The 21,959-nt window shown below is 40.3% G+C and carries 24 protein-coding genes and 1 pseudogene; 2 read left to right on the top strand and 23 right to left on the bottom strand.

Going from position 1 to position 21,959, the window contains the following annotated elements; translation table 11 throughout:
* Positions 1 to 73: 73 nt before the first annotated feature.
* The 13 genes from CHH60_RS29685 to CHH60_RS03480 form a co-directional block, all read right to left on the bottom strand.
* The gene (locus CHH60_RS29685) at positions 74 to 214 is read right to left on the bottom strand and encodes a hypothetical protein (protein ID WP_176475941.1); all 141 of its coding nucleotides are present in this window, start codon (positions 212 to 214) and stop codon (positions 74 to 76) included.
* A gap of 100 nt (positions 215 to 314) precedes the next feature.
* Positions 315 to 992 carry a hypothetical protein gene (locus tag CHH60_RS03525; protein WP_255247806.1) on the bottom strand — a complete coding sequence of 226 codons (678 nt, stop codon included), beginning with the start codon at positions 990 to 992 and terminating at the stop codon, positions 315 to 317.
* Positions 993 to 1,478: 486 nt separating this feature from the next.
* The gene (locus tag CHH60_RS29680; RefSeq protein WP_176475962.1) at positions 1,479 to 1,721 is read right to left on the bottom strand and encodes a hypothetical protein; all 243 of its coding nucleotides are present in this window, start codon (positions 1,719 to 1,721) and stop codon (positions 1,479 to 1,481) included.
* Positions 1,722 to 1,744: 23 nt separating this feature from the next.
* Positions 1,745 to 2,578 carry an amidohydrolase family protein gene (locus CHH60_RS03520; protein WP_095357922.1) on the bottom strand — a complete coding sequence of 278 codons (834 nt, stop codon included), beginning with the start codon at positions 2,576 to 2,578 and terminating at the stop codon, positions 1,745 to 1,747.
* Positions 2,579 to 3,328: 750 nt separating this feature from the next.
* A complete protein-coding gene (locus CHH60_RS03515; protein ID WP_095357921.1) occupies positions 3,329 to 3,862 on the bottom strand; it encodes a DinB family protein in 534 nt (177 codons plus the stop codon).
* A gap of 29 nt (positions 3,863 to 3,891) precedes the next feature.
* On the bottom strand, positions 3,892 to 4,038 hold the full coding sequence (locus CHH60_RS30510; RefSeq protein ID WP_341176641.1) for a VOC family protein: 147 nt from the start codon (positions 4,036 to 4,038) through the stop codon (positions 3,892 to 3,894).
* A gap of 55 nt (positions 4,039 to 4,093) precedes the next feature.
* Positions 4,094 to 4,246: a hypothetical protein gene (locus CHH60_RS30505; protein ID WP_341175204.1), complete on the bottom strand. Its 153-nt coding sequence runs from the start codon at positions 4,244 to 4,246 to the stop codon at positions 4,094 to 4,096.
* 295 nt (positions 4,247 to 4,541) lie between these two features.
* Positions 4,542 to 5,228 (bottom strand): zf-HC2 domain-containing protein, encoded by a 687-nt coding sequence (locus tag CHH60_RS03505; protein ID WP_095357920.1) that lies wholly within the window; start codon positions 5,226 to 5,228, stop codon positions 4,542 to 4,544.
* Positions 5,225 to 5,710, bottom strand: a complete 486-nt coding sequence (locus CHH60_RS03500) for an RNA polymerase sigma factor (RefSeq protein ID WP_095357919.1) — start codon at positions 5,708 to 5,710, stop codon at positions 5,225 to 5,227. The genes CHH60_RS03505 and CHH60_RS03500 overlap by 4 nt, the downstream gene beginning before the upstream one ends.
* A gap of 591 nt (positions 5,711 to 6,301) precedes the next feature.
* Positions 6,302 to 6,823 (bottom strand): hypothetical protein, encoded by a 522-nt coding sequence (locus CHH60_RS03495; RefSeq protein WP_141236931.1) that lies wholly within the window; start codon positions 6,821 to 6,823, stop codon positions 6,302 to 6,304.
* 403 nt (positions 6,824 to 7,226) lie between these two features.
* Positions 7,227 to 7,859, bottom strand: a complete 633-nt coding sequence (locus tag CHH60_RS03490; protein ID WP_095357917.1) for a DsbA family oxidoreductase — start codon at positions 7,857 to 7,859, stop codon at positions 7,227 to 7,229.
* A 74-nt stretch (positions 7,860 to 7,933) separates the two neighbouring features.
* Complete coding sequence (locus tag CHH60_RS03485) at positions 7,934 to 8,578, bottom strand: NAD(P)-dependent oxidoreductase (RefSeq protein WP_095357916.1); 645 nt, start codon at positions 8,576 to 8,578, stop codon at positions 7,934 to 7,936.
* A gap of 39 nt (positions 8,579 to 8,617) precedes the next feature.
* The gene (locus tag CHH60_RS03480; RefSeq protein ID WP_095357915.1) at positions 8,618 to 9,277 is read right to left on the bottom strand and encodes an SDR family NAD(P)-dependent oxidoreductase; all 660 of its coding nucleotides are present in this window, start codon (positions 9,275 to 9,277) and stop codon (positions 8,618 to 8,620) included.
* Positions 9,278 to 9,475: 198 nt separating this feature from the next.
* Between CHH60_RS03480 and CHH60_RS03475 the strand changes: the two genes are divergently transcribed.
* Positions 9,476 to 10,069, top strand: a complete 594-nt coding sequence (locus CHH60_RS03475) for a TetR/AcrR family transcriptional regulator (RefSeq protein ID WP_095357914.1) — start codon at positions 9,476 to 9,478, stop codon at positions 10,067 to 10,069.
* A gap of 160 nt (positions 10,070 to 10,229) precedes the next feature.
* On the opposite strand, the gene CHH60_RS03470 is transcribed toward CHH60_RS03475, so the two are convergent.
* The 4 genes from CHH60_RS03470 to CHH60_RS03455 form a co-directional block, all read right to left on the bottom strand.
* Positions 10,230 to 10,436 carry a DUF5316 family protein gene (locus CHH60_RS03470; protein ID WP_095357913.1) on the bottom strand — a complete coding sequence of 69 codons (207 nt, stop codon included), beginning with the start codon at positions 10,434 to 10,436 and terminating at the stop codon, positions 10,230 to 10,232.
* Positions 10,437 to 10,875: 439 nt separating this feature from the next.
* Positions 10,876 to 11,835 (bottom strand): L-threonine 3-dehydrogenase, encoded by a 960-nt coding sequence (locus CHH60_RS03465; protein ID WP_095357912.1) that lies wholly within the window; start codon positions 11,833 to 11,835, stop codon positions 10,876 to 10,878.
* Between the two features lie 48 nt (positions 11,836 to 11,883).
* Positions 11,884 to 13,074 (bottom strand): glycine C-acetyltransferase, encoded by a 1,191-nt coding sequence (locus CHH60_RS03460; RefSeq protein ID WP_095357911.1) that lies wholly within the window; start codon positions 13,072 to 13,074, stop codon positions 11,884 to 11,886.
* A 799-nt stretch (positions 13,075 to 13,873) separates the two neighbouring features.
* Positions 13,874 to 14,515, bottom strand: coding sequence for a TetR/AcrR family transcriptional regulator (locus CHH60_RS03455; protein WP_095357910.1), 642 nt, complete (start codon positions 14,513 to 14,515; stop codon positions 13,874 to 13,876).
* Between the two features lie 229 nt (positions 14,516 to 14,744).
* Here CHH60_RS03455 and CHH60_RS03450 point away from each other — a divergent pair, with 229 nt between their 5' ends.
* Positions 14,745 to 15,632, top strand: a complete 888-nt coding sequence (locus CHH60_RS03450) for an NmrA family NAD(P)-binding protein (protein WP_095357909.1) — start codon at positions 14,745 to 14,747, stop codon at positions 15,630 to 15,632.
* A gap of 680 nt (positions 15,633 to 16,312) precedes the next feature.
* Here CHH60_RS03450 and CHH60_RS03440 read toward each other — a convergent pair.
* From CHH60_RS03440 to CHH60_RS03420, 6 genes and pseudogenes are all read right to left on the bottom strand, one after another.
* Positions 16,313 to 17,479 (bottom strand): cation:proton antiporter, encoded by a 1,167-nt coding sequence (locus CHH60_RS03440; protein WP_095357907.1) that lies wholly within the window; start codon positions 17,477 to 17,479, stop codon positions 16,313 to 16,315.
* 512 nt (positions 17,480 to 17,991) lie between these two features.
* A pseudogene (locus CHH60_RS29535) lies at positions 17,992 to 18,165 on the bottom strand (protein-tyrosine phosphatase family protein); the annotation flags it as partial.
* Positions 18,166 to 18,203: 38 nt separating this feature from the next.
* Positions 18,204 to 18,629 carry an arsenate reductase (thioredoxin) gene (gene arsC, locus CHH60_RS03435; RefSeq protein ID WP_176475961.1) on the bottom strand — a complete coding sequence of 142 codons (426 nt, stop codon included), beginning with the start codon at positions 18,627 to 18,629 and terminating at the stop codon, positions 18,204 to 18,206.
* A gap of 2 nt (positions 18,630 to 18,631) precedes the next feature.
* Positions 18,632 to 20,068: an arsenic transporter gene (locus tag CHH60_RS03430; RefSeq protein WP_095357905.1), complete on the bottom strand. Its 1,437-nt coding sequence runs from the start codon at positions 20,066 to 20,068 to the stop codon at positions 18,632 to 18,634.
* Positions 20,065 to 20,394, bottom strand: a complete 330-nt coding sequence (locus CHH60_RS03425) for an ArsR/SmtB family transcription factor (protein ID WP_095357904.1) — start codon at positions 20,392 to 20,394, stop codon at positions 20,065 to 20,067. The genes CHH60_RS03430 and CHH60_RS03425 overlap by 4 nt, the downstream gene beginning before the upstream one ends.
* Positions 20,395 to 20,543: 149 nt before the next feature.
* Complete coding sequence (locus tag CHH60_RS03420) at positions 20,544 to 21,959, bottom strand: NAD(P)-binding domain-containing protein (RefSeq protein ID WP_095357903.1); 1,416 nt, start codon at positions 21,957 to 21,959, stop codon at positions 20,544 to 20,546.

Here is a 21,959-nt window from a genome sequence, read left to right as displayed (position 1 = left end):
AGCCGATTATGAACTGCACCCCAATTTTTAGACACAACTACCCATTGGAGGTACAGTTTTTTTATGACTAAATTCAGTTCAGAATCTCTCCCTGAATCGCTAGGCTTGCAATCGCCATAAATCGTTCTACCTCTATGGGTTTGCCGAAATAATCGGCTGGATCAACGTCTTCCATTAGTCCCCATTCGACCATATCTGGCGTACGGTTCAGCAACTTCCGATGCCACTGTCGAGAATCCTCTCTATCGCTGGATATTCCTCGAATCTTCTTTCGATGAAATGTTGAATAACCGCCCCTTAAAGGGACGATTTTCTTAGGCATGCATAAATGATTCTAACGGTTCCAGAATCGCGAACGTCTTCTTTGCATCCTTCTTCCGTTGCTCATCATAAAGTTTGGTCAACTCTTCGAATGATTTAGCTTTAATCTTCGTATAACTCGATTTGGTGTATCTGATTATGTACGTCTTCACCCCTTCCTCTTCACTCCACTCGTAAACGACATCATATTGGTCCCTCAAATTCTTTAAATGAAGTGACCGGCGCAACACTGCAAAGTGTTCTTCAATGGCTTCATCGCATTCTTCCATAATCTTCTCGTATGTGCAGCCAACTCGCATCAGAATCTCCGATGCCCGTTCATCGCCGTATCTCGCGAGAAATTCCTTCAACGAAACCAACGCATATAGCAATATTTGTTCCTTGTCATTCGGATTCCTATATTCATAACAGCCTACAACCAAATTGCGGTCGGTCATCTCCTCCTTACTGAATTGCATATTAAACAAATACTCGAGTGTCTTTTGCTTCATAACGGTTTCCAACATCTGTTCTTTATCAATCCTGATGCCCGTTGTCACCCACGGAAACGGTAGTTGGCCGTTACCTTCACGCGGTATGCTACCCCTAAGATTCAAAATCGGCATACCCGTAGCAATTGCGTACGACCTGTTATATCCTTCACCCGCGAATATTTCCTGTTCTTCTAGCATGTGTCCTGCCTCCTTTTTGTACCAAGTTCCATTCGGCGACTATTGCATATCCATAAAACTACCACTTTTATGTGCTGGTCTCTTAATAGTTCATCAGCGCTTTTCATTAACTCACGAAGATATTTGTGGAATATATTGTATCACAAGAGAACAATAAGTCCATCTAATGGTTCCGTTATCCTGCCCGTTGACTAATCCCGGCGCAACTCACACACCCAGGACGTTCCTATTAAACTAACCTGCCCGTTAGTTTAATGAATTGAAGGGCAAGTTGTCGATTAGATATAGGCCTAATCGGTAATCTGTACAAGTTCTTGTCCCTCGACAATAAACGTTTCCCATATATCTTCAAATACGGATGAAGTGTATTCAAATTCAACTTGGTTGTTCCTAATTTGGTAGCTCATAGACTTTTCTCATAAGCCGCTGACCTCAACTCCAGTTTCTATTGCATTTGTTTCAGGTGTACTGTTTGTATTAGCTTACTTATGCTCCAATAACACTAAAGCGACGACGTACATAGTGAATTTCGATTATGTCCACAAAAGCCTCTGCGTAGTCTAAATAGCTGATATAGCTTTTGCCTTCATCGTTGGTAAAAAATTCTTCTCCCCCAATGATATAATTCCCACTTTCCAGACCATCAATAGTTTGGTATAAGTCCCCTCTAGCAGCTGAGCCAAGTCGGAAATACTGTTCGTATGAATATAAAAGGTCTCTTCTGTCCAACCACTAACTGTGTGCAACCTGAATTATCTTAATTTATAGAATTTTCTTGCATTCTCTCCAAACAGACCGGATCGGTTCTCTTCCACCCATGATTGTGGAATTGTATTATTCAAGATGCCAAGAACATCATCGTAGCTTGCAGCTAGCAAACAGACCGGCCAATCCGAACCAAACATAATACGCTCCGGCCCGAATAAACGAAGAACATGTTCAATATACGGCTTAAAATGTTCCACATCCCAATCATCATGATCAGCTTCGGTTACCATTCCAGAAATTTTACAATAGATCTTTGGATGTTTTGCTATCTCTCCCATCAGGAATTCCCATGGTTCAAAAAGATGTTCCTTTATACGAGGCTTACCAATATGATTAATAACCCCTCTTAAGTCAGGAACCTCTTTGAGAAGTTCATTAAGTACAGCCAGTTGATTTTCTTGGACAAGAATATCTATAGGGATATCCAAGGTTGCATAGTATTTAAGCGCTTCCAAATATGGCCGTTCAAGTACTCGGCTGACATCAACCATCTCCTGCAACATAATGCGGAAGCCAACGAATTTCTTATGCTTACGGAAACGATCGAAATGTTCCTTATGAGATGGAGTAAATAAATCTAACCAACCTACTACACCCAATATCGAATCCGACAGATTGGCCAATTCCAACAAATATTCGCTTTCTTCAATAGTAGGTGCGGCCTGTACAACTATTGATCCGTCGATGTTATGCTTCTCTAAGTGAATTTCATAATCTTGTGGCAAAAAATCTCTGTATAAAATAGGTAATTCTTTATTTATCCAGCCATAATCGTTACGTGACATTGACCAATAATGCTGATGAGCATCAATTCGCATAATAAACTCACTCCCTCTCGTGATGCTTATAATTTTACACACCTATAATGAGGATAGGAAATATCTAATTCTTGCAAGTTTATATCCAATTATGATGTTATATATTGATAACGTGTACACTGTGAGGGGGGACTTACATGGATCCTATTCGCCGGTACAAGTTCTTGTGCTCAACAGCTAGTTTCAGACCGATATTTCTCTTTTTAATACCTAGCCAACCGTCTTAACCTCCCATCTTGACAGTTTTCACATAACAATGTGAACATTTTCTGTATTATGGTACTTAATAAAAGCCTTAAGTACATGTGATCAGAATTTAGATGTATATATAATCGGTAATCGGACTATGTTCTTGTCCATTCCGGAAATCGGTACAAGTTCTTGTCCCTCGACAATTTCTTTACATATCAATGCTGCTCGATGAGCTTCTCTCATCAAAGTTATATTTCTTTGCGAACATTTTGTAATCTTCCATACCAAGATTTTGCTCACCAATTTGATCTCCAACGAGTGATACGCTTTTCCTAGGTGGTGCCCTCAATTAGCCCGCAATTAATCTCTCTATACGCTCATCAGTGAATACGTGTACTCCTAAACATTGCTGAATGATTTCAGCAGTTTGGCCTGGCTCTTGTTAGATTACATAGTACCTAGTACCACATACTGGAACTAACCTGCCCGTTAGTTGAACAAAAGCAGCCGATGACATTGGTCAGCTGCTTTGTTGGTTTTATGAGCTATCGTTTCCCGTTAATTTAGTGAATTATTACATAAGCCTGCCTCCACAAGCTTCTCGTCCAGTCTTGCCTTTTGGCGCAAATGATGTCTGCTGTGCATGCCAATCATCTCAAACCAATCACTCGCGTTAAGCCAGCCAAACCAGCCATGACGCACCTTGCAAGCCTGATTCGTTCCGCGAACGTGTTCCTCCCAGTATTTCATTTTTTTTAACACCTGCTCTAGACCGGCTATGAGCTCTTCCTTACTATTGGGGTTACGTGTCCTGTTGACTGGTTCCTCAAGTTTCACACGGACATCGGGCCACACTTTTTCGATAAACGCCTTCGTTCCGACTTCAGTCTTGCCTCCATGTTTTTCTTGAGTCTCCATCGTACAAGTTTGAATATGATCGATGTACTCTTCTGCCACATCGATCACGTGAATATACATTTGTCCAATCGACCAAACGTCTTCCTGGAATTTATACCGCAACTGGTCTATCGTATATCCAGCCAGGTTTCGCTTATATTGCTCGATAATAGCCACGGAATCATTTTTTAACATACGGTTTTCACCCCATCACATCATAGTCGTTAAAGCACCTGCGCTATCTCCCAAATATGCCCGTCAGGGTCGGCAAAACAAGCCGTCCGCCGCCCCCAAGGACGCGTTATTGGCCCATTTAACAATGTAACGCCTCGTATTTCCAACTCATTGCATACCCGGTCAACGTCGGGCACTTGGATTGTAAACAGGAACCTTGCACCATCCTCTACACGACCAAACTGAGCCGGATCATGTATTTCCGTAATCAAATACTACACAGTTTTCGTCTTCGTATTGGATGAATAGTTGAAACGACTCTTGGTAAAACGTCTTCGACCGCTGCAGATCTTCCACAAATAATGTGATTTCGGTAATTTTATTCACCCAGCCAGTTATCCCCATCTACATCCGCTCCTATCATTTATTAGAAAACTCTCGAATCATTCCGGTCATCTGCTTGTTCGTTCCTTCTACTCTACATCTAGTAACTCTATTTCGGTTGGTTGGATTTTTCTGTATGCAATATTGTTTCGACGTTCTTATTCAACTAACCTGTCCGTTAGTTGAAAGAAAGCAGCTGATCACTTAGATCAACTGCTTTCTTGGTTTTATTGAGCCATCGTTTCCCGTTAAATTAACGCCGTTATAATAAATTTCAGTATAATGAGGCTACCGTTATTTTTTGATCTAACATTTTTTAGTCAAAATGAAACTGGGCTTCTACCATATCACTTGCGGTTGGTAACTCGTCACCTTTTTTCCAAATGAGGATAGGTTTTTCCGGTGACCCATAATATACGGCTCGAATTCCCACACCTTGATTGGTTCTTATTTGTTCAAGGTCAACAAAGTCATACATATTGGCTAGTCCTTTTTGATACCCTTGCTTGGATTTAATAAGAGGACGAACCGGTACCATATAGACATCCCCATCACTATTTACTTTATAATTGATTTGGTTTACATTGAACCCGTCCGTCATTTTTACATGATATACAATCTTTCCGTCCCTCAACTGACTTATATCCGTTATACGTATTACCTCAGTAGGTACAGTAACAATATTCCATTGAGTAAGGCCTAAATAAACCAAGATCAACAGTGAGAATACAGAAGCAGCAACTAATAATCCCTTAGCAAATGCCCTTGCCTTTGATTGGTTCCAAAATGCCGCTAAACTTTTAAGTTCGTTTCCTTCCAACTTATTTTTTTCTATTATTTCAATAGAAAGATACTCTTGATCTTTTAAATTTTCCAGCATCTGCTTGCAGCCTGAACATGTAACAATGTGCGTTTCTATTTCTCCTTTTGTGGCTGTGCTGCATACATTATCATAATAAAGCGGCAATAAATCTCTTACAACATCACATTGCAGTTTACTCAATTATCTTCCTCCTTCAAGAAATCTTGTAATTTATTCCTCGCTCGGTGAAAAGTCACCCTAGCCCAACTTTCCGTTTTACCAAAAACTTGGCTTATATGGTTGAAGGATAACTCCCCGAACACTCTTAGCATAAATACTTCCTTGTATGGATCATCCAATTCATGCAGCAATTTATGGATGCGTAGGGATTCTGCTTTGTCGATTAGTTTCTTTTCAATATCAATATCATTAGCTTTTGCGAGCGATTCCTCTGTCTGTAACCGTTCTTGCTTGTGTAAATACGTAAAGTAGCTGTTTTTAGCAATTTGACACAGCCAGACTTTAATGCTGCAATCCCCTCTAAACTGATTTATATTTTTCAACGCTTTAAAAAAAGTTTCTTGTGTAATTTCCTCGGCAATTTGCTTATTTCGACTCAAAGATAAAGCAAAACAATACACTTCTTGAAAGTACTGATCATAAATCCTTCTCAAATCCGTCAATTGTTCACCACCTTCAGTAATAAGACTGCCATACAAACAATTCGTTACAAATTAGTTCATATATTTCTTAAGTCATACTAAAAAAGGACCGCGGACGGGTCCTCTTTAGCTGACTTTCATGTTCATCGTGATTGTACTACTATTGGTCATTGTTTTAGGAGTAAAATCATTCTTTCTTGTCTTGATAATTTTACAACTTATCGTTCCAAACTGTCTCTTATTCATCAGAGTGTCATATACTCTTCTTACAAAGACATTCATAAGACATTAATTCTATTTTGTCATTGTACTAACCTGCCCGTTAGCTTAATGAAATAGATAATGATTCTTATCAACAGCGATACCATGTTCTTGTCTGTAATAGAACCTTTTGACGAAAAACACAGTTTCTGTTACAAAAAAATCGTTCTACAAGCGAAGTCTTATATTCATATACTTTTATGTAGCCACATGATCTCCATCATGATACTATTTTGATAAATATCTAATCCGAAATGACACAATGTTCTTGTCCCCCGACACCCCTCAAAAGTGGTACAATTCTCTGTGACTGCTTTTTGAGTTAAATACTTTGCGCTAGGACTGCAGCTATCATCCAATTAATAAATTTAGCTCTCGTTTTATATCCTCGTTTAGGCCATGGATTTTGATTAATTCTTCAATTAAATTAATGTTCAACTTTTCTTTGCTTGAATTTAAATATTTTAGGATGATGTTCGCTTTTGATTTTCTGTTCATTAGGTAATAAGCTACGTACCATAATTCTGGACTTGAGACATTTATGATATCCCACTTACCCATAGAATGAACAGGTAAATTGATTATAGTATCATCGGAATATAATGCAAAGTATCCAATAAAGTCTATCTTAAGCGACTCTATACTAATTCGGTACTGACTAGCAAAAGGATAGTCCCCACTCTCTTGTTCCGTAAAATCGTATTCGTTTATTATACTGAACAATAGGTGTTTTGGGCATTCCACAACGATATCCCAGTCATTCACAAAATCAATTAAACCGAGATAGTACAATAATCCACTGCCCCCAAGCGCATATGGAATATTGTTTTCTTCTAAGCGTTTTATGATTGGAAGAAGCACTTGATGGTTCATTAGAATCACCTCAATCATATTTAATGAATACCGCCAGTTAACCATAAGAACAAATTTGCGTGTCCTTTCGCTTGATTCTATACAAATATGATGTTAATACTTCTTTAACCTTACTTACACTCCGTGGTGAAGTAAACCTCTCTCTACTTTGCCTCTTGCCGTTTACAAAAGCCGAGCAGTTTTCCCAGTTCAAGTCCTCAATGTTTAACTTCTCCACCTCACCTATACGACATCCTGGATTTGGAGATTGCTTTCGTTGAGTTATGACGAAAAGAATAAACCGCCCAAAGTCCAATAAGGTTTTTGTGCGGTTTATTATTCTGCCTATTTTGCTTGAACTGCCTGTCCATACGCTGTTCTGAAACACTTTAAGATTGTTCTCGACAAACCTTTCATGGCTTTCTTATTGAGATGCTTGGTTAAGAGCTTTTATAAATACCTCTGTTGGTTGTGCACCGGATATCGCGTATTTTCTATCAATGACAAAGAAAGGCGCTCCTGTTATCCCTAATTGTTTAGCTGTGGTTTCATCTGAACGCACTTCGTTAGCATATTTGGATGGATCATGAAGAACTGTCATTGACTCGTCCCTATTCATTCCAATTGATTCTGCAATATCTGCTAATGTATCATGATCGCTGATTAGCTTGGCGTCCGTGTAATAAGAATAGAATAACTTCTCTGATAATTCCATATCTTTACCAACAGATTTGGCATATTGGGTTAAACGATGAGCATCAAACGTATTGGTGGGCTTCATTTGGTCGAAATTATACACTAGACCCATCATCGCCGCTTGTTGTCCAAGTTCAGCATTTGCCTTTTTCGCTTGCTCGATACTCATACCATATTTCTCAGAAAGTTTTTGGTGCATATTTTTGCCTGAGTACATGGATGCTTGCGGATTAAGTTCAAAGCTTTTATATTCAATAACCACTTCATTCGGATGAGCGAATTGCTCCAGTGCAGACTCTAATCGTCTTTTTCCGATATAACAAAATGGACAAACATAATCCGACCATATCTCGATTTTCATTTTGAACGCTCCTTCACTATCAATTACAATAACCTGGGAAGGTTCCCAGCATCCCTAAACGGTATTTTTCGAGCTTATTTATTATAAATAATAGGCATTTTTCTAATCAATTGGTTGTCACGAGCGGCAGAGTACATGAATTCGGCAACATTTTCCCTGGAAACTGATAATTTAGCCGATTTATCTCCGAATGAAAAGCCATAAGACTGCCCTGTGTATTTAACATTTGGGTTAATAATTCGAACGACTGTCCAATCCAGATTCGATTCTTTAATCATTCCTTCCATTTTCTTCATTTCTGCATAACCGTTTGGAAGGAGAACTTTGGCTAATACACCTGGAAGTATCGTGGACATGTTTTTCTTATCGTCATCTGATTGCAGAGCTGGCGTCGCAAGTGTAATGAACCTTTTTTTGTTAAGTTTGTTCATAGCCCTAATCATCAATTCGTGTCCGTCAGCAATCGGGGTGCCTTTAAGCTTTCGTGACATATCGGATGCTGGCCCCAATGTGCTGATTACGACATCGGATTCGGCAATGGCCTTCTCGATGGTTGAAGTATTCGAAGGCTCCCCTTGTACAAGGCTCAAATTTGGATGTTTGAGGCTGATTTTTTTGAGGTTTCTAACGTATGCCGTAACGAAATCTCCGTGATCTAAAGCTAATTGTGTTACAAGCTGTCCAATTGCACCACTTGCACCAAAAATGGTGATATTCATATTCTTTTCTTGTATCTCCTTCAAAATAAATTATTCAACTCACACTTTATCTTCAGTTATAAACTCTTCTACTCTGTCTCTTTTGGTGTACATGTCGTACCAAATATCAGCGATTTTATCTTGAACTCCTGAGTTCGGCTGCATCCAGATTCCGATCGAAAGGTGACCTGCATAAACCCCTTTGTCCGCTAGTTCGCTGTTCAAATTAAAGATATAATTGCGAAGTCCTGATATTGCAATTCCGACATTGCCCATCATCGGTACCGGGTGAATTGCAGCACCTCCAGTCGTAAATAATAGGGCACCGCTTTGCTTAACCAACATCTCCGGAAGCACTTGTTTAACACTCGATAAAGCACCTAAAACATTATATTGAAATTGGTATAACGCATTTTCTTCAGTTACATCTAGTGTTGTCGCTACTGTGTCAAAGCTCGGCGTTGGACTGTATTCAAGAACATCAATAAATCCGTATTTCTCTTTAATAGCGGCAAATGCCTTATCAATTTGTTCTTTATTCAATATGTCCGCTTGAAAAGAAGCAGCTTCGATTCCCAATTGTTCTAATTCAATCACCAGTTGGTTCAACTTTTCTTCATTTCGCGCAATAAGCGCTACGCGAAAGCCATGTTGTCCGAATTTCTTAGCTATGGACATTCCTAAACCTGCTCCTGCTCCAACGATTGCTATCGTTTTCATTTAAAAATCTCCCCTCTAATTAGAGTTAATTATCAGCAAGATAAATAATGGTCAACGTGTTGTATATTTATCTTTTGTTTATTATGATTAATACAAGGTCAGCATTCAATGTTTAATAATTTTGATTTTGAGAGATAAAATACAGTTTGAGCCCAAATGTCGTATATCTAACAATAAAAGTTAAGGGAACGAGTCATAATGAACAAAAAAACCGATCTGCGTATCCTTCGCTCCAGACATTCTATAAAAAAGGCGTTTATAGAACTTCTTAATGAAAAGGGATACGAAGGAATTACGATCCAAGATATTGCCGATAAAGCAATGATTAACCGGAATACATTTTACCTTCATTATCAGAACAAACCAGATTTATTAAATGTATCTATGGACGAATTATTAGAAGAATTAAAGAGTACACTCAATCTTTGTTCGAGCAGCAAATCTCCTATAAGTGGCTCTATGCTTGAACAACTAATGCAAACCATACTGGAGAAAATTAAGAACAATATTCCCTTTTACAAAGCGTTGTTACTTGATGAGAATAGAATTTATGGTTTTCAATCAAAAATGGAGGAAATTATAAAAAACACAGTGGAAGATGGCTTGGAAAATACGCCCCTGAAGATTTCAAAGGAATTATTACTTCAATATATCGCATCTACTTTTATGGGCATTGTAATATGGTGGGTTAAAAATGATTTTTCTTATACTCCTAATGAACTCGCTTCACAATTCGGAAAAATTCTGACTCATGGACACTTAAAAGCCGCAGGTATTTTAATCGATGATTAAAGTGATAAACGCGTACGAACAGTAGCTGGGGAGATAGAAAAGATGAGCCCCTCGAATGACTCGAATGATGGCTCCTTTTCTATTACTACACTTTCAAAAGAGAGTAACCTAATTTTTAACGGTAAATCAAAAAAATTGATCTATTACCCTAACCTGCTCGTTAGTTGAATAAATAAATCAATCCAGCAACTGCAAACGAGCATACACCAGCTAAAGCAGACCATGTGGCAACTTTCTTCTTTATTTTACGATCTTCCTTAGACTCTGAATAAAAATTACCTCTTTGTTGGTTACCAGTCGTCCATGCTCCAATACAAATTCCAGAAACAAAAATGAGAATGACCCCCAGATAAATAAAAAAATTCATATTTCATCTTCCTTCCTAATTTCCCTAGTTCTTAATAAAACGTATATTTCAAGGAAAGGTTACACGCTAAGAAGTAAAGTCCTATTTACGTTAAACTGCCCATTAGTTGAACAATTGCAGCTGATCACATTGACCAAATCGGTACAAGTTCTTGTCCTTCAGCACTATTTTCTTGTTTAAGTGCATGTGATCAATGTTTAGATGTACATCATACTAACGATAAGCATTTTTTTGTTTAATTTGGGCGACTGGGACAAGAACTTGTTCCTTAAAACAAAAAAGCCGCTATAATAGCGACTTTGAATGAAACAGTGTTCTTGTCCTCCATTGACGATTCACGTTGTTCCTCTCTTCATTTTATCCGGGTAACGCCCAACCTCCTCTTGATGCAGATTCATTTGTATTTTTACTCACTTTGCACAGTGAATTTATAATAACTTTAAGCTTTGCGAAGCATTTGTCTCTCGCTTAGCTGTGAAAGCATATCCTTCGTCATGGCCTTCAAGTCGTAGCGGGCATGAAATCCCCATTCTGTTTTTGCTGCCGTCGCATCAATGGAATGCGGCCAGCTATCGGCAATCGCCTGTCTTTTCGGATCAACCTCATAATCGAGGACAAAGCCGGGTAACTCTTCCCGAATCGCTGCAGCGATTGCCTCCGGATCCACGCTCATTGCAGTAACATTAAATGAGTTTCGATGCTTCAACCGGTATGAATTCGCTTCCATTAAATCGATGATCGCGTTGAGGGCATCTGGCATATACATCATGTCCATGTTTGTGTCTTTGGCGATATAAGATGTATACCGGCCAGCCGTCACGGCTGCGTAATAAATTTCCACAGCGTAATCCGTCGTTCCTCCGCCGGGAGGCGTCATATAAGATATCAAACCTGGGAATCGCAGCCCCCTAGTGTCCAGGCCGTACTTGTGAAAATAATAATCACAAAGCAGTTCGCCGGATACTTTGTTCACGCCATACATCGTATTGGGCCTCTGGATCGTATCCTGCGGAGTATTGTATTTCGGAGTCGTAGGGCCAAAAGATCCAATGGAGCTTGGAGTGAACAATTGACAACCGAGCTCTCTGGATATTTCAAGCGCATTCATCAATCCGCCCATATTCAAATTCCAGGCAAGCAGGGGTTTCTCCTCTGCAGTAGCCGAAAGCAGCGCAGCCAAATGGATGATGGTATCCACTTCGTACCGCTTGGCGATTTCGAACATTGCCTTATCATTCGTCACGTCCAGCAGCTCGAATGGTCCTGATCGGGTAATTTCGTGGGCTGATGACCTGAGATCCGTAGCAACGACATGATCCGCACCATAAATCTCACGTAATTTAACAACTAACTCAGAACCGATTTGGCCCAGTGCTCCGGTCACCAAGATCTTGTTCATAAGACATTCCTCCCGAAATATACTCCCGCGAAAGCAGCTAAAATGCAGCTAAATCAGCTTCATTTCCTTGCCAACTTTCTCATAAACAGAGATCACCTGGCCCAGCATCTCCTTGGTATGAGCAGCTGTCGGCATGTTGCGTATTCTTCCAGTTCCTTTCGGGACCGTAGGAAATACGATTGCCTTAGCATAAACGCCTTCTTCATAGAGCCTTTTGCTGAACTGTTGGGTGGTTACTTCATCGCCAATGATACAAGGTGTGATCGGAGTTTCACTTTGGCCTACATCATATCCAAGCCGTCTCAAACGTTCTTTCAAATGATTGCTATTCTCCCACAGCTTATCGATCAGCTCTTTGTCATTCATCAAAATGTCGATAGAAGCGCTACAAGAAGCGATTGCAGCCGGAGGTAGCGATGTCGAGAACAGAAACGGACGGCTTCGCAGCTTCAGCCATTCGATCAATTGTTTTTTACCCGCCACATAACCGCCGACAACGCCGATCGCCTTGGAAAGAGTACCAATTTGAAAGTCAATGCGGTCGGACAATTCAAAATGTTTCACGGTTCCCGCACCTGCTCCGAGAACGCCCGAACCGTGAGCATCGTCCACATAAGTAATCAGATCGAATTCTTCTGCTATTTTCACGATTTCGGGTAGCTTTGCTATATCACCATCCATGGAGAAAACCCCGTCGGTGATGACCATAATTTTATGGTACTGACCGGATTCCTTGGCCTCTTTCGCCAGCCGTCTTAAATCATTCATATCCGAATGCTTAAAGCGTATCACCTTGGCTCTCGACAGGCGGCAGCCATCAATAATTGAAGCGTGGTTCAGCTCATCGGATAAAATCGCATCATGCTGGTCCATTACCGCGGATATAGCAGCCATATTACAGTTAAATCCCGATTGATACACGATAACGGCTTCCGTTTTTTTGAAACGGGCCAGTTTTTCTTCAAGCTCAATATGAAGATCCATCGTACCATTAATTGTTCTCACAGCGCCTGCCCCTGCCCCGTATGTCTGCGCCGCCTTAACTGAAGCATCAATCAGGCGGTAATCTGTTGCCAAGCCCAAATAGTTATTAGAAGATAAATTGATTAGGGACTTTCCGTCAATACGAATAACAGGTCCATTTGCACCCTGCAGTGTATCGATGAAGTTATATAGACCGTTATTCTTTAGATCTTCGATGTTCGAACTTAAAAAATGGTCCAATGCTTGACTTGACATTCGATTCCCTCCTTGATATACGTTTGTCCTCATACAGGAGACATGTTATTCTGCGGAAAAACCTTGTTATACAGGGGGTTATACTGATTTCAATGTAGCATCTTTTTTATTCTTTGTACACATGTGGAGGACAAAAAGTAAAAAAATACGCAAATATACATAGTGATTATTCCCCCCCTTCTCCGGAAGCAATCGCTATTCAATTTTTGTTTATATCTTTTGCTGCTCGGTAACTTCTTGTGCAGCCATTATTTCTTTTGTTTATTCCTTTAAATCAATCGATTTACCCCAGCCAAACGGGATTCTTCCATGGCCAACACAATGAGATGAGTCCGAACGGGAGCGCTTGCCAAAGTTAGCTTCGCCCCAACACTTAGATATCCATCTAATCGAAAAAAGGACTATGTTCTTGACCATTTCGGCAATCCGTACAAGTTCTTTCCTTGTCTCGGAATTTGGAACTTGTACGGATAAAATAAAAAAGTCGCTATAATAGCGACTTCAATGGGACTATGTTCTTGTCCTTCGACCATTTTTATTTAGAATTATCCTCCCTCTTGATTGAAACCAGATACGGTAATCGGTACAAGTCCTGATAATAAATAGTTTGTTCAACTACGTTTCTACGTTAGCATAGTGACTTAATGTGATAAGGTTAACCGCGCTGACTCTAACCGCTAAGTTTAATGGTCACCTACCCGGATGGCTTTTTAGTGTTAAAAGCTACAAATTTTACAACGATTACTCTGATAACGGGACGATAGCATCAATGAGAACAAGTCGTCGGAAACGAACGCGTTTACGAAATGGTTTGTAAAATGCGAATGATTTCTTTTTCGACAACTGAATCGTCAATAGTATCCAGATATTCAGGACTAATCACTTGATACTGTTTCATTCTATAAAACTCCATAACAGCTTGTTTCAAGGTCAGATCATACCATTGAATACTAAAGGTCGGTTCCATAATGCGCCGAAGCGTCGCATCATCTTGAACTAAGGACAGTGCAGCGTGCATTCTGTTAAAAATCTTCTTATCCATACCGGATTGAAAAAAAGATTGTAAATTCTTAATTCTATTTTGTTGAGCGATGGAAATATTTTCAAAAAGTCGTGGATAAAACTCCTTGAGATCTTGCAGGAACAAATCGGATATATATATAACACCTATTAACGATTCCAGAAACGTTTTTTGAAATCGATCAATATATGAAACGGAATCATCATTTACAACGGTGTCGGCCTGCTGCAAATACTGAATTCCATATTCTACAACCTGTTCGATGATTTCATCTTTGGATGAAAAGTGCTTGTACAGCGTCACTTTACTAATATCCATATGTTTTGCGATATCGTCAATTTTCAGTTGGCTGAATCTGGTTCTTCTAATTACAGGTTTGATTTTGTTTAGATATTGATCTGCGCTCACGGGTTTTCTCACGATTGAAGCCTCCTCTAATGCTCATCAAATCATATTATATCAAAATAGCTGTATCAACAAACAATATTGAATAAAAATATTAAATTAACTAATTTTATTATTTTAGTTTACTTAGTTAAATAACCGTTGTATAATCTCTCTTGTAATGAATAGCCAATCGAGGAAGGGTTAACGGTCTCATAAGCAATATACATTTCTCGAAATTACATTATTAAAAGGAGAATACACAATGAAAATCACAGTTCTCGGCTCACTCGGCAATATTAACCGTAACTACCTGCCATCCCTAATCGCAGACGGCCATGATGTCACCGTCATCACAAGCTCCAATGATCGTATCGCCGACATCGAAGCGCTTGGTGCCAAACCAGCGGTCGGATCAAACCTCGACGTCGAATTCCTCGCACAGGCCTTCTCGGGTAGTGACGTCGTTTACCTCATGATTTCGGGAATAAATTATGCCTCTGGCACCGACATGCGGCAGACCGCTATTGATCTTGCTGAAAATTATAAGGCCGCTGTGCTAAAATCAGGCGTAAAAAATGTCGTCAACCTCAGCTCAATCGGCGCGGACAACGCAAACGCCGGCATTCTATACAGCTATCATTCTGTAGAAGACGCGCTAAACTCGCTTGAAAGCGTGAATATTGTCCACATCCGGCCTGTCGGCTTTTACAGCAATCTTTTTGCCGACATGCAAAGCCTCAAAACCCAGCAGACTATCTTCAGCCCAATTTCTGTTGACATCCCACAAGGCTGGGTCAGCCCTGTTGATATTGCAAACGTTGTTTACGCCATGATTTCTCACACCCCAGCGGGTAAAAGCGCGAAGTTCATAGTTAGTGACTGGGCCACAGGCAACGACTGGCTCAACGCCCTTGCTGAAGAAGGTATCGAAGCCAAATACCAACAAATATCTGTTGAAACTCTTGCTGAGAATATGATGAAAATCGGCTTCCACGAAAACACTGCCAACGGGTTTGCCCAAATGAACCGCGCCTGCGAGAACGCCGACGAGTTCTACGCCAGCCTCCGTGCAACCGACTACCACCTTGGTAAAGTTAAGGTCGGAGACTTTGCGAAAGTTTTTGCAGACGTGTACAATAAATCTGTTTAAACGTCCAGAATACTGTTAACCTGCGGATGAGAATGCGTCTAAGTGCGTTCTTCATTTGACAACTTGACCCGGAGAATCTTGAGATGGCAGCCTGTTCATCCTGCTCTAATCTCAGACCTCGAACAAGAGTTTTACTCTGACTTGGTTTTGACATAGAAAGAACAGAGCTCGCTGAAGTGTTAGCGAGCTCTGTTCTTTCTTGATAAATGCGCACAAAAAAACCTAACTGTGATAAGGTTTATATCGAATGCCTTAAAACTAACCTGCCCATTAGTTTAATCGTCATTTACAAATAACGATACTAGTCCCCCTTTTATTATAGAATCCTCACTTTCAAAAAAAATAAAAACGAACTATCTAATGATAGTCCGTTGAATTAATTAGAGTTGAAGCCATCTAGTCACATCTTCAGATATAAGACCATTCTGACGATGTGTGACAGGCATTTCACTGATTTGTAGTAAAAAGTAACTATCGTGTGTACGCAGACACTCAAGAAAGTACTTCTCTAACAATTCAATATCATCGGCTGTTTTAATTAAATACACTCTGTCATGAAGATGTTTGACCTCAAAGAGATTATCCAGATGAAAGTTAATACACTCCTCGGTCCATCCTTCATTTTTAGGCTTATAGGAAAACAAATAGAGTTTAGATATAGTATTCTCCCCCTTTTATTCTTATAGCCCGCCTTCTTTTGTAGCAGTTCCCTTACGTGGCTTAAATAACACCTTTAACAAAGGTGGCGCTATTAAAGTTGTAAGTATGACCATTATCACAACTGAAGTGAAGTATTCAGGTAAAAGAAGCCCTGCTTGTAAACCCGTCGATGCAATGATCAATGCAACTTCTCCTCGTGATACCATCCCAGCTCCTATAGCAAATGAAGAAACATTGCTGAATCCTGTAATCTTTGCTCCCAACGCACCACCAAGTAATTTGGTTAAAACAGCAGCAACGGTTAGAACGATAAGGAATCCGATCTGTTGTCCTACACCTTCAAATGAAACATTGAGACCAATGCTCACAAAAAATACGGGAACAAAAATTGAATATGCAATGGGCTCGACCTTTTTTTCAACTACGTTCTTAAAATTCGTTTGTGAGATTGCAATACCGGCAGCAAATGATCCGATTATCCCGGCCATACCCATCAAATCAGCAAAGTACGCAAATCCAAAACAAATGAAGAGTGCGATTGATATTATGGGTTCAGTTACCTTAAGTTTTGAGAGCCACTTCATAACCCGAGGAACTATAAATACCCCTGCAACAAATACACCTATGAAGAACAGCACTTTCTTACCTACTAACAGTCCTAACGATACATCCTGACCTGTACCCAAGAAACTCATCATAAATGCCAAAAGGATAACAACTAAAATATCGTCTACCACAGCAGCTCCAAGAATTGTTGTGCCCTCCCTGGAACTTAAACGATCCATATCCTTTAGCACTTGTACTGAAATGCTTACAGATGTTGCACTGAATAAAACTCCCATAAAAAGTGCATAGTTCGTGGTTAATCCAAATACATCTGCTACTCCGAACCCACCTATAAAAGGTAGGATAATTCCACCCACAGCAACGGCAACTGCTGATCTCCAGTTTTTCTTTAACTGATCTAGGTCAGTTTCTAATCCAGCAATAAACATAAGTAATAACACACCTATTTCAGAGACATAATGAATGAATTCATTATTATCAATCCACCCCAGAATTGCAGGTCCCAAAATAATACCAACAACCAATTTCCCAAGCACAGAGGGTTGCCCCAACTTTACTGATACATGTCCTGCTATTTTTGTGCTAACAATGATTAAAGCCAAATACCATATAAACTCCATTCTACCTACTCCTCAACAATAACATATCAACCATGCGAACGCGTTCCTCAACATAATAATAGACCCAAAATCCTAGGTCAATACAGCTTTTAAACCGCCTTAAACAGGCCTCCAACCCCTATAACAACCACAATTAATCCCTGTATACGCATTTTTAATATAAACCTTTAAAACAAGCGTGAATAAGGTTTTTATATATATAAATGTATACATAATAACAAGGAATAGTATGTAATCAAATTCGTTCTCATGGTAAATATAGCTTCGCTGAAAGACGTCTTTTTGAATGGTGGGTAATTTAATCATCTTGTTTGTTCTTTGTAACATCGTACATTCCGTTTTTGTCTTGCCGAAGTAGGCAACTAAAACACTCAATTGGATTTACTATCTATGCATTTATTAAACAAACCTGCTCATTAGCTGAATAAAAGCAGCCGATCAATTGACCAGCTGCTTTCTTTGCTTTATAATGCTATCGTTTCTACGTTAGTTTAACGATTAAGATCCTTGTTCTAGTATATTTCCTTTAATAATTCCTTTTGCATAGGTTTAATATTGATGATACTTCTGATACTTTTTGCTCTTATTTCAGCATCCTCAAACATATTTGCCAACCCTAGCTCTAACAATATCCCAGCTGCAACGGTTCCCGTTCTACCCTTGCCTCCTCCACAGTGAAAGGCAACTTTCTTGCCGACGTTATACGCTCCAACAACCTCAACATTTACTTACCTTCTTTCAAGAACTGCTCGATCCGAGCTTTAATTGAATCGCGGACCTCAGCGAATGTAGCTGTGATTTCTTCCTCTGTACCTGTCGCCTTGGCTGGATCATCGAAGCCCCAGTGCCATCTTTCAGCTTTATCATTACGTACAACTGGACAATTATCGTTGGCATGACCACAAAGCGTGATGATGTAGTCTGCTTGTTTTAAAATCTCAGGATCAATCACATCTGATGTATGACTCGAAATATCGATTCCAGCCTCTTTCATCGTTTGAACAGCACGAGGATTTAAGCCATGGGCCTCTAATCCAGCACTTCTCACCTCATATTTGTCACTACCAAGTGCCTTTAAAAATCCATCGGCGATTTGGCTTCTGCAAGAGTTTCCGGTACACAAAAAGTAAACAAGTGGTTTGTTGTTCATGATTATTGATCTCCTTTATCTTTGGTTTGGCTTACTTGCATTTTCATTTCGTCCATTTTAGAGTTAATCAACGTTTTTATGATGATAGCGATAACAACCAATGCTACTGTGATTACGGCAATCATTAACCAAACATTCAAGTTTGTTGAATGTATCAAATGTAGCCACAAATACAGTCCGGTTAACGTAATAAAGAGAGTTGGAATAGTGAGAACAATCCCAATTTTGAAATAACTTCCCCACGTGATTTTTACATCCTTACGGGACAGTACATGTAGCCACAAAAGTGTGGCGAGCGATCCAATCGGTGTGATTTTGGGACCCAAGTCACTGCCAATAATATTGGCATAAATCAGTGATTCCCGGATGACACCTTGCGTACTCGTCCCATCAATAGCCAGCGCATCAATCATCACTGTCGGCATATTGTTCATAACCGATGATAATATTGCAGCTAGAAAGCCCATACCCAGTGTGGAGATGTAGAGCCCCTGGTCAGCAATAGCTTGAATGACCTTACCAAGTTCATCCGTCAATCCCACATTTCGCAGTCCATAAACAACGACGTACATACCAATGGAGAAAATCACAACTGCCCATGGAGCCCCTTTAATGAGCTTCCATGTTTGAATAGCGTGACTCCGCCTTGCAGCTAATATAAACAAGATGGCAATAACCCCAGCGATAACAGACACCGGAACTTGAATGAACTCGCTCATCAAGTACGCAACCAGCAGCACGGCTAAGATCACCCAAGATATGTTGAACAGTTTCTTGTCCTTGATCGCTTCAGCTGGCTTTTTGAGCTGACTGACTTCGTAGTTCCCTGGAATGCTCTTTCTAAAGAACAAGAACAGGACCAGAAGACTCGCTAATATTGAAAAGAAATTTGGAACAATCATACGACTTGCATATTCCACAAAGCCAATACCAAAGTAATCCGCAGAAACGATATTGACGAGATTGCTCACGACGAGCGGAAGTGAAGTTGTATCTGCAATAAAACCACTTGCGATGATAAAAGGTAAAATCATCTTTGGATCAAATTTGAGCGCTCGGATCATAGCAAGCACAATGGGCGTTAAGATCAGTGCGGCACCGTCATTTGCAAAGAACGCTGACACTCCTGCCCCAAGCAGCACAACATAAACGAACATCAGCTTGCCATTACCTCTTGCGAGCCTTGCCATGTGCAGAGCAGCCCATTCAAAAAATCCGATTTCATCTAATATCAGTGAGATTAAAATAATAGCTACAAAAGCAAGCGTGGCGTTCCATACGATTCCTGTGACCGTACCTACATCGGATAGACTGACGACCCCAAAAAGGAGAGCAAGGACAGCTCCAGCTGACGCTGACCATCCAATATTAAGCCCCTTAGGCTGCCAAATCACAAAAGTCAGTGTAAGCAAAAAGATTAAAATCGCGATAATGGTCATGCTTCCTCCTGAGGACCGCAGCAGTTTCTCAATCCTGCTATTTTATCTTTCATGGATGGCAGATAGGGATACACACACTGAACATAGGCTTCTGCATCTGGGTTAAGAGAGTAGTACACCCACTGCCCTTTTTTCTTTTCATTAAGGAGACCGGCTGCCCTTAGTTTTCGAAGATGCTGACTGGCGTTTGGTTGTGACATGCCAATAATGTCTGTGATGTCACATACACAAAGTTCCTGTTCCTGAAGTAGCGCAATAATCGTCAAACGTGTTTTATCAGCTAATAACTTATACGCCTCAGCCATCTCCTGAATGTTTTGTTCCATATGTACACCTCCTGTGACTATTCTCGTCGGTTTCATTTAATGATATAAGCATATAATAAATCACTTATATAAGCAATGACGAATATAAGGGTTTTTACACCAAAAAAGCTACTGCATCACGATTGGATGTAGTAGCTCTGAATTCTTGATTATCCGCAGCAAGAATTTGATCCTGCCTTTTCCGTTTTTGAAGGTGAGCAACAATTTGTAGTGTCTTCCTTCACTTGAACTGGTTCACAGCAGCTGTCCATAATATTCGCACCTAGACTGCACACGCCCGTCTCCGGCAGTTCCAGTTCTACTTTTTGAGCTGACTCCATATCTCCCACTAGTGCTGCTACAATGGATCTAACTTGCTCATATCCCGTTGCCATGAGGAAGGTTGGCGCCCTTCCATAACTTTTGGCACCTACGATATAAAAGTCCTTTTCAGGTTGACGGAGTTCTTTTTCGCCATGTGGTCGAACTGTTCCGCAGCTGTGGATGTTGGGATCAATTAATGGCGCAAGCTCATAAACACAGTCTAAGCTTGGGTCCGTTAATATCCGTACTTCTCTCACCATCGATAAATCAGGACGAGAACCTGTATTAACTACAATTTCACATATTTGATCTATAACCACTTTTTGACCTTGAATGGTCCCAGAAACCTGGATCTGTTCACCTTCTTTTTGAAGTTCTTCAATATGGAATGCCGTTAGGACCTTTACGACACCGGATTCAACCACCTTTTGGATACGAGTACCCAGTTCCCCCCTTGCCTGAAGCCCATCTAGTTCTCGTCCGCCATAAACATCCTCGATATTTGCTTTGCGAACAGCCCACACAATCTCAGTTCCTGATTCTTCTTTTTGAAGCTCTACAAGTTCAAGCAACGTGTTAATCGCAGAATGTCCGCTTCCTACAACAAGCACCTTCTTGCCGCTATATCGATTTCTCTCTTTTCCTAACACAGCAGGAATGCTGTATGAAATGTGACTATGAAGCGCTTTTTCCTCTTTTGAAAATATACCGTCTGAACGAAGCGGGTTGGGATTGGTCCATGTCCCCGAAGCATCAATAACAGCCCGCGCTTCATAAATAAACGAAGATCCGTTTTGTTCAACATGGATCACAAACGGCAGTTTCTCACGCCCACTTGTTTTCACTTTGCTCAACCCTTTGCGACTGATCGCGGTAACTTTCGTATTTAAATGTACATTTGGACTTAATTCAGGCAGCGCAGCCAATGGTTTTAGATAATGCTCAACAATCTCCCTACCCGTTGGGATCGTTTCGTTTTGTGGAACAGTCCAATTCGCCGATAACAGTAACTCTTTAGCAGCTTTATCGATGTTATACTGCCATGGAGAGAACAGTCGTACATGTTCCCATTTTCGAATGTTTGCCCCTACTTCATCTCCAGCTTCAAACAATATAAACGGCTCACCTTGAGAAATGAGTTGTGCTGCAGCAGCAAGACCAACGGGTCCAGCTCCAATGATCGCAACAGGTAAGTTATCCTTCTCTTGCACTGGTGCTTCGCAGCAGCTTGCTAGGTTCACATGGATATGTTTAATCATCAT

Source organism: Paenibacillus sp. 7523-1 (assembly GCF_002276415.1).
Taxonomy (GTDB): domain Bacteria; phylum Bacillota; class Bacilli; order Paenibacillales; family Paenibacillaceae; genus Paenibacillus; species Paenibacillus illinoisensis_A.
This window is presented reverse-complemented; position numbering and strand designations above follow the sequence as displayed.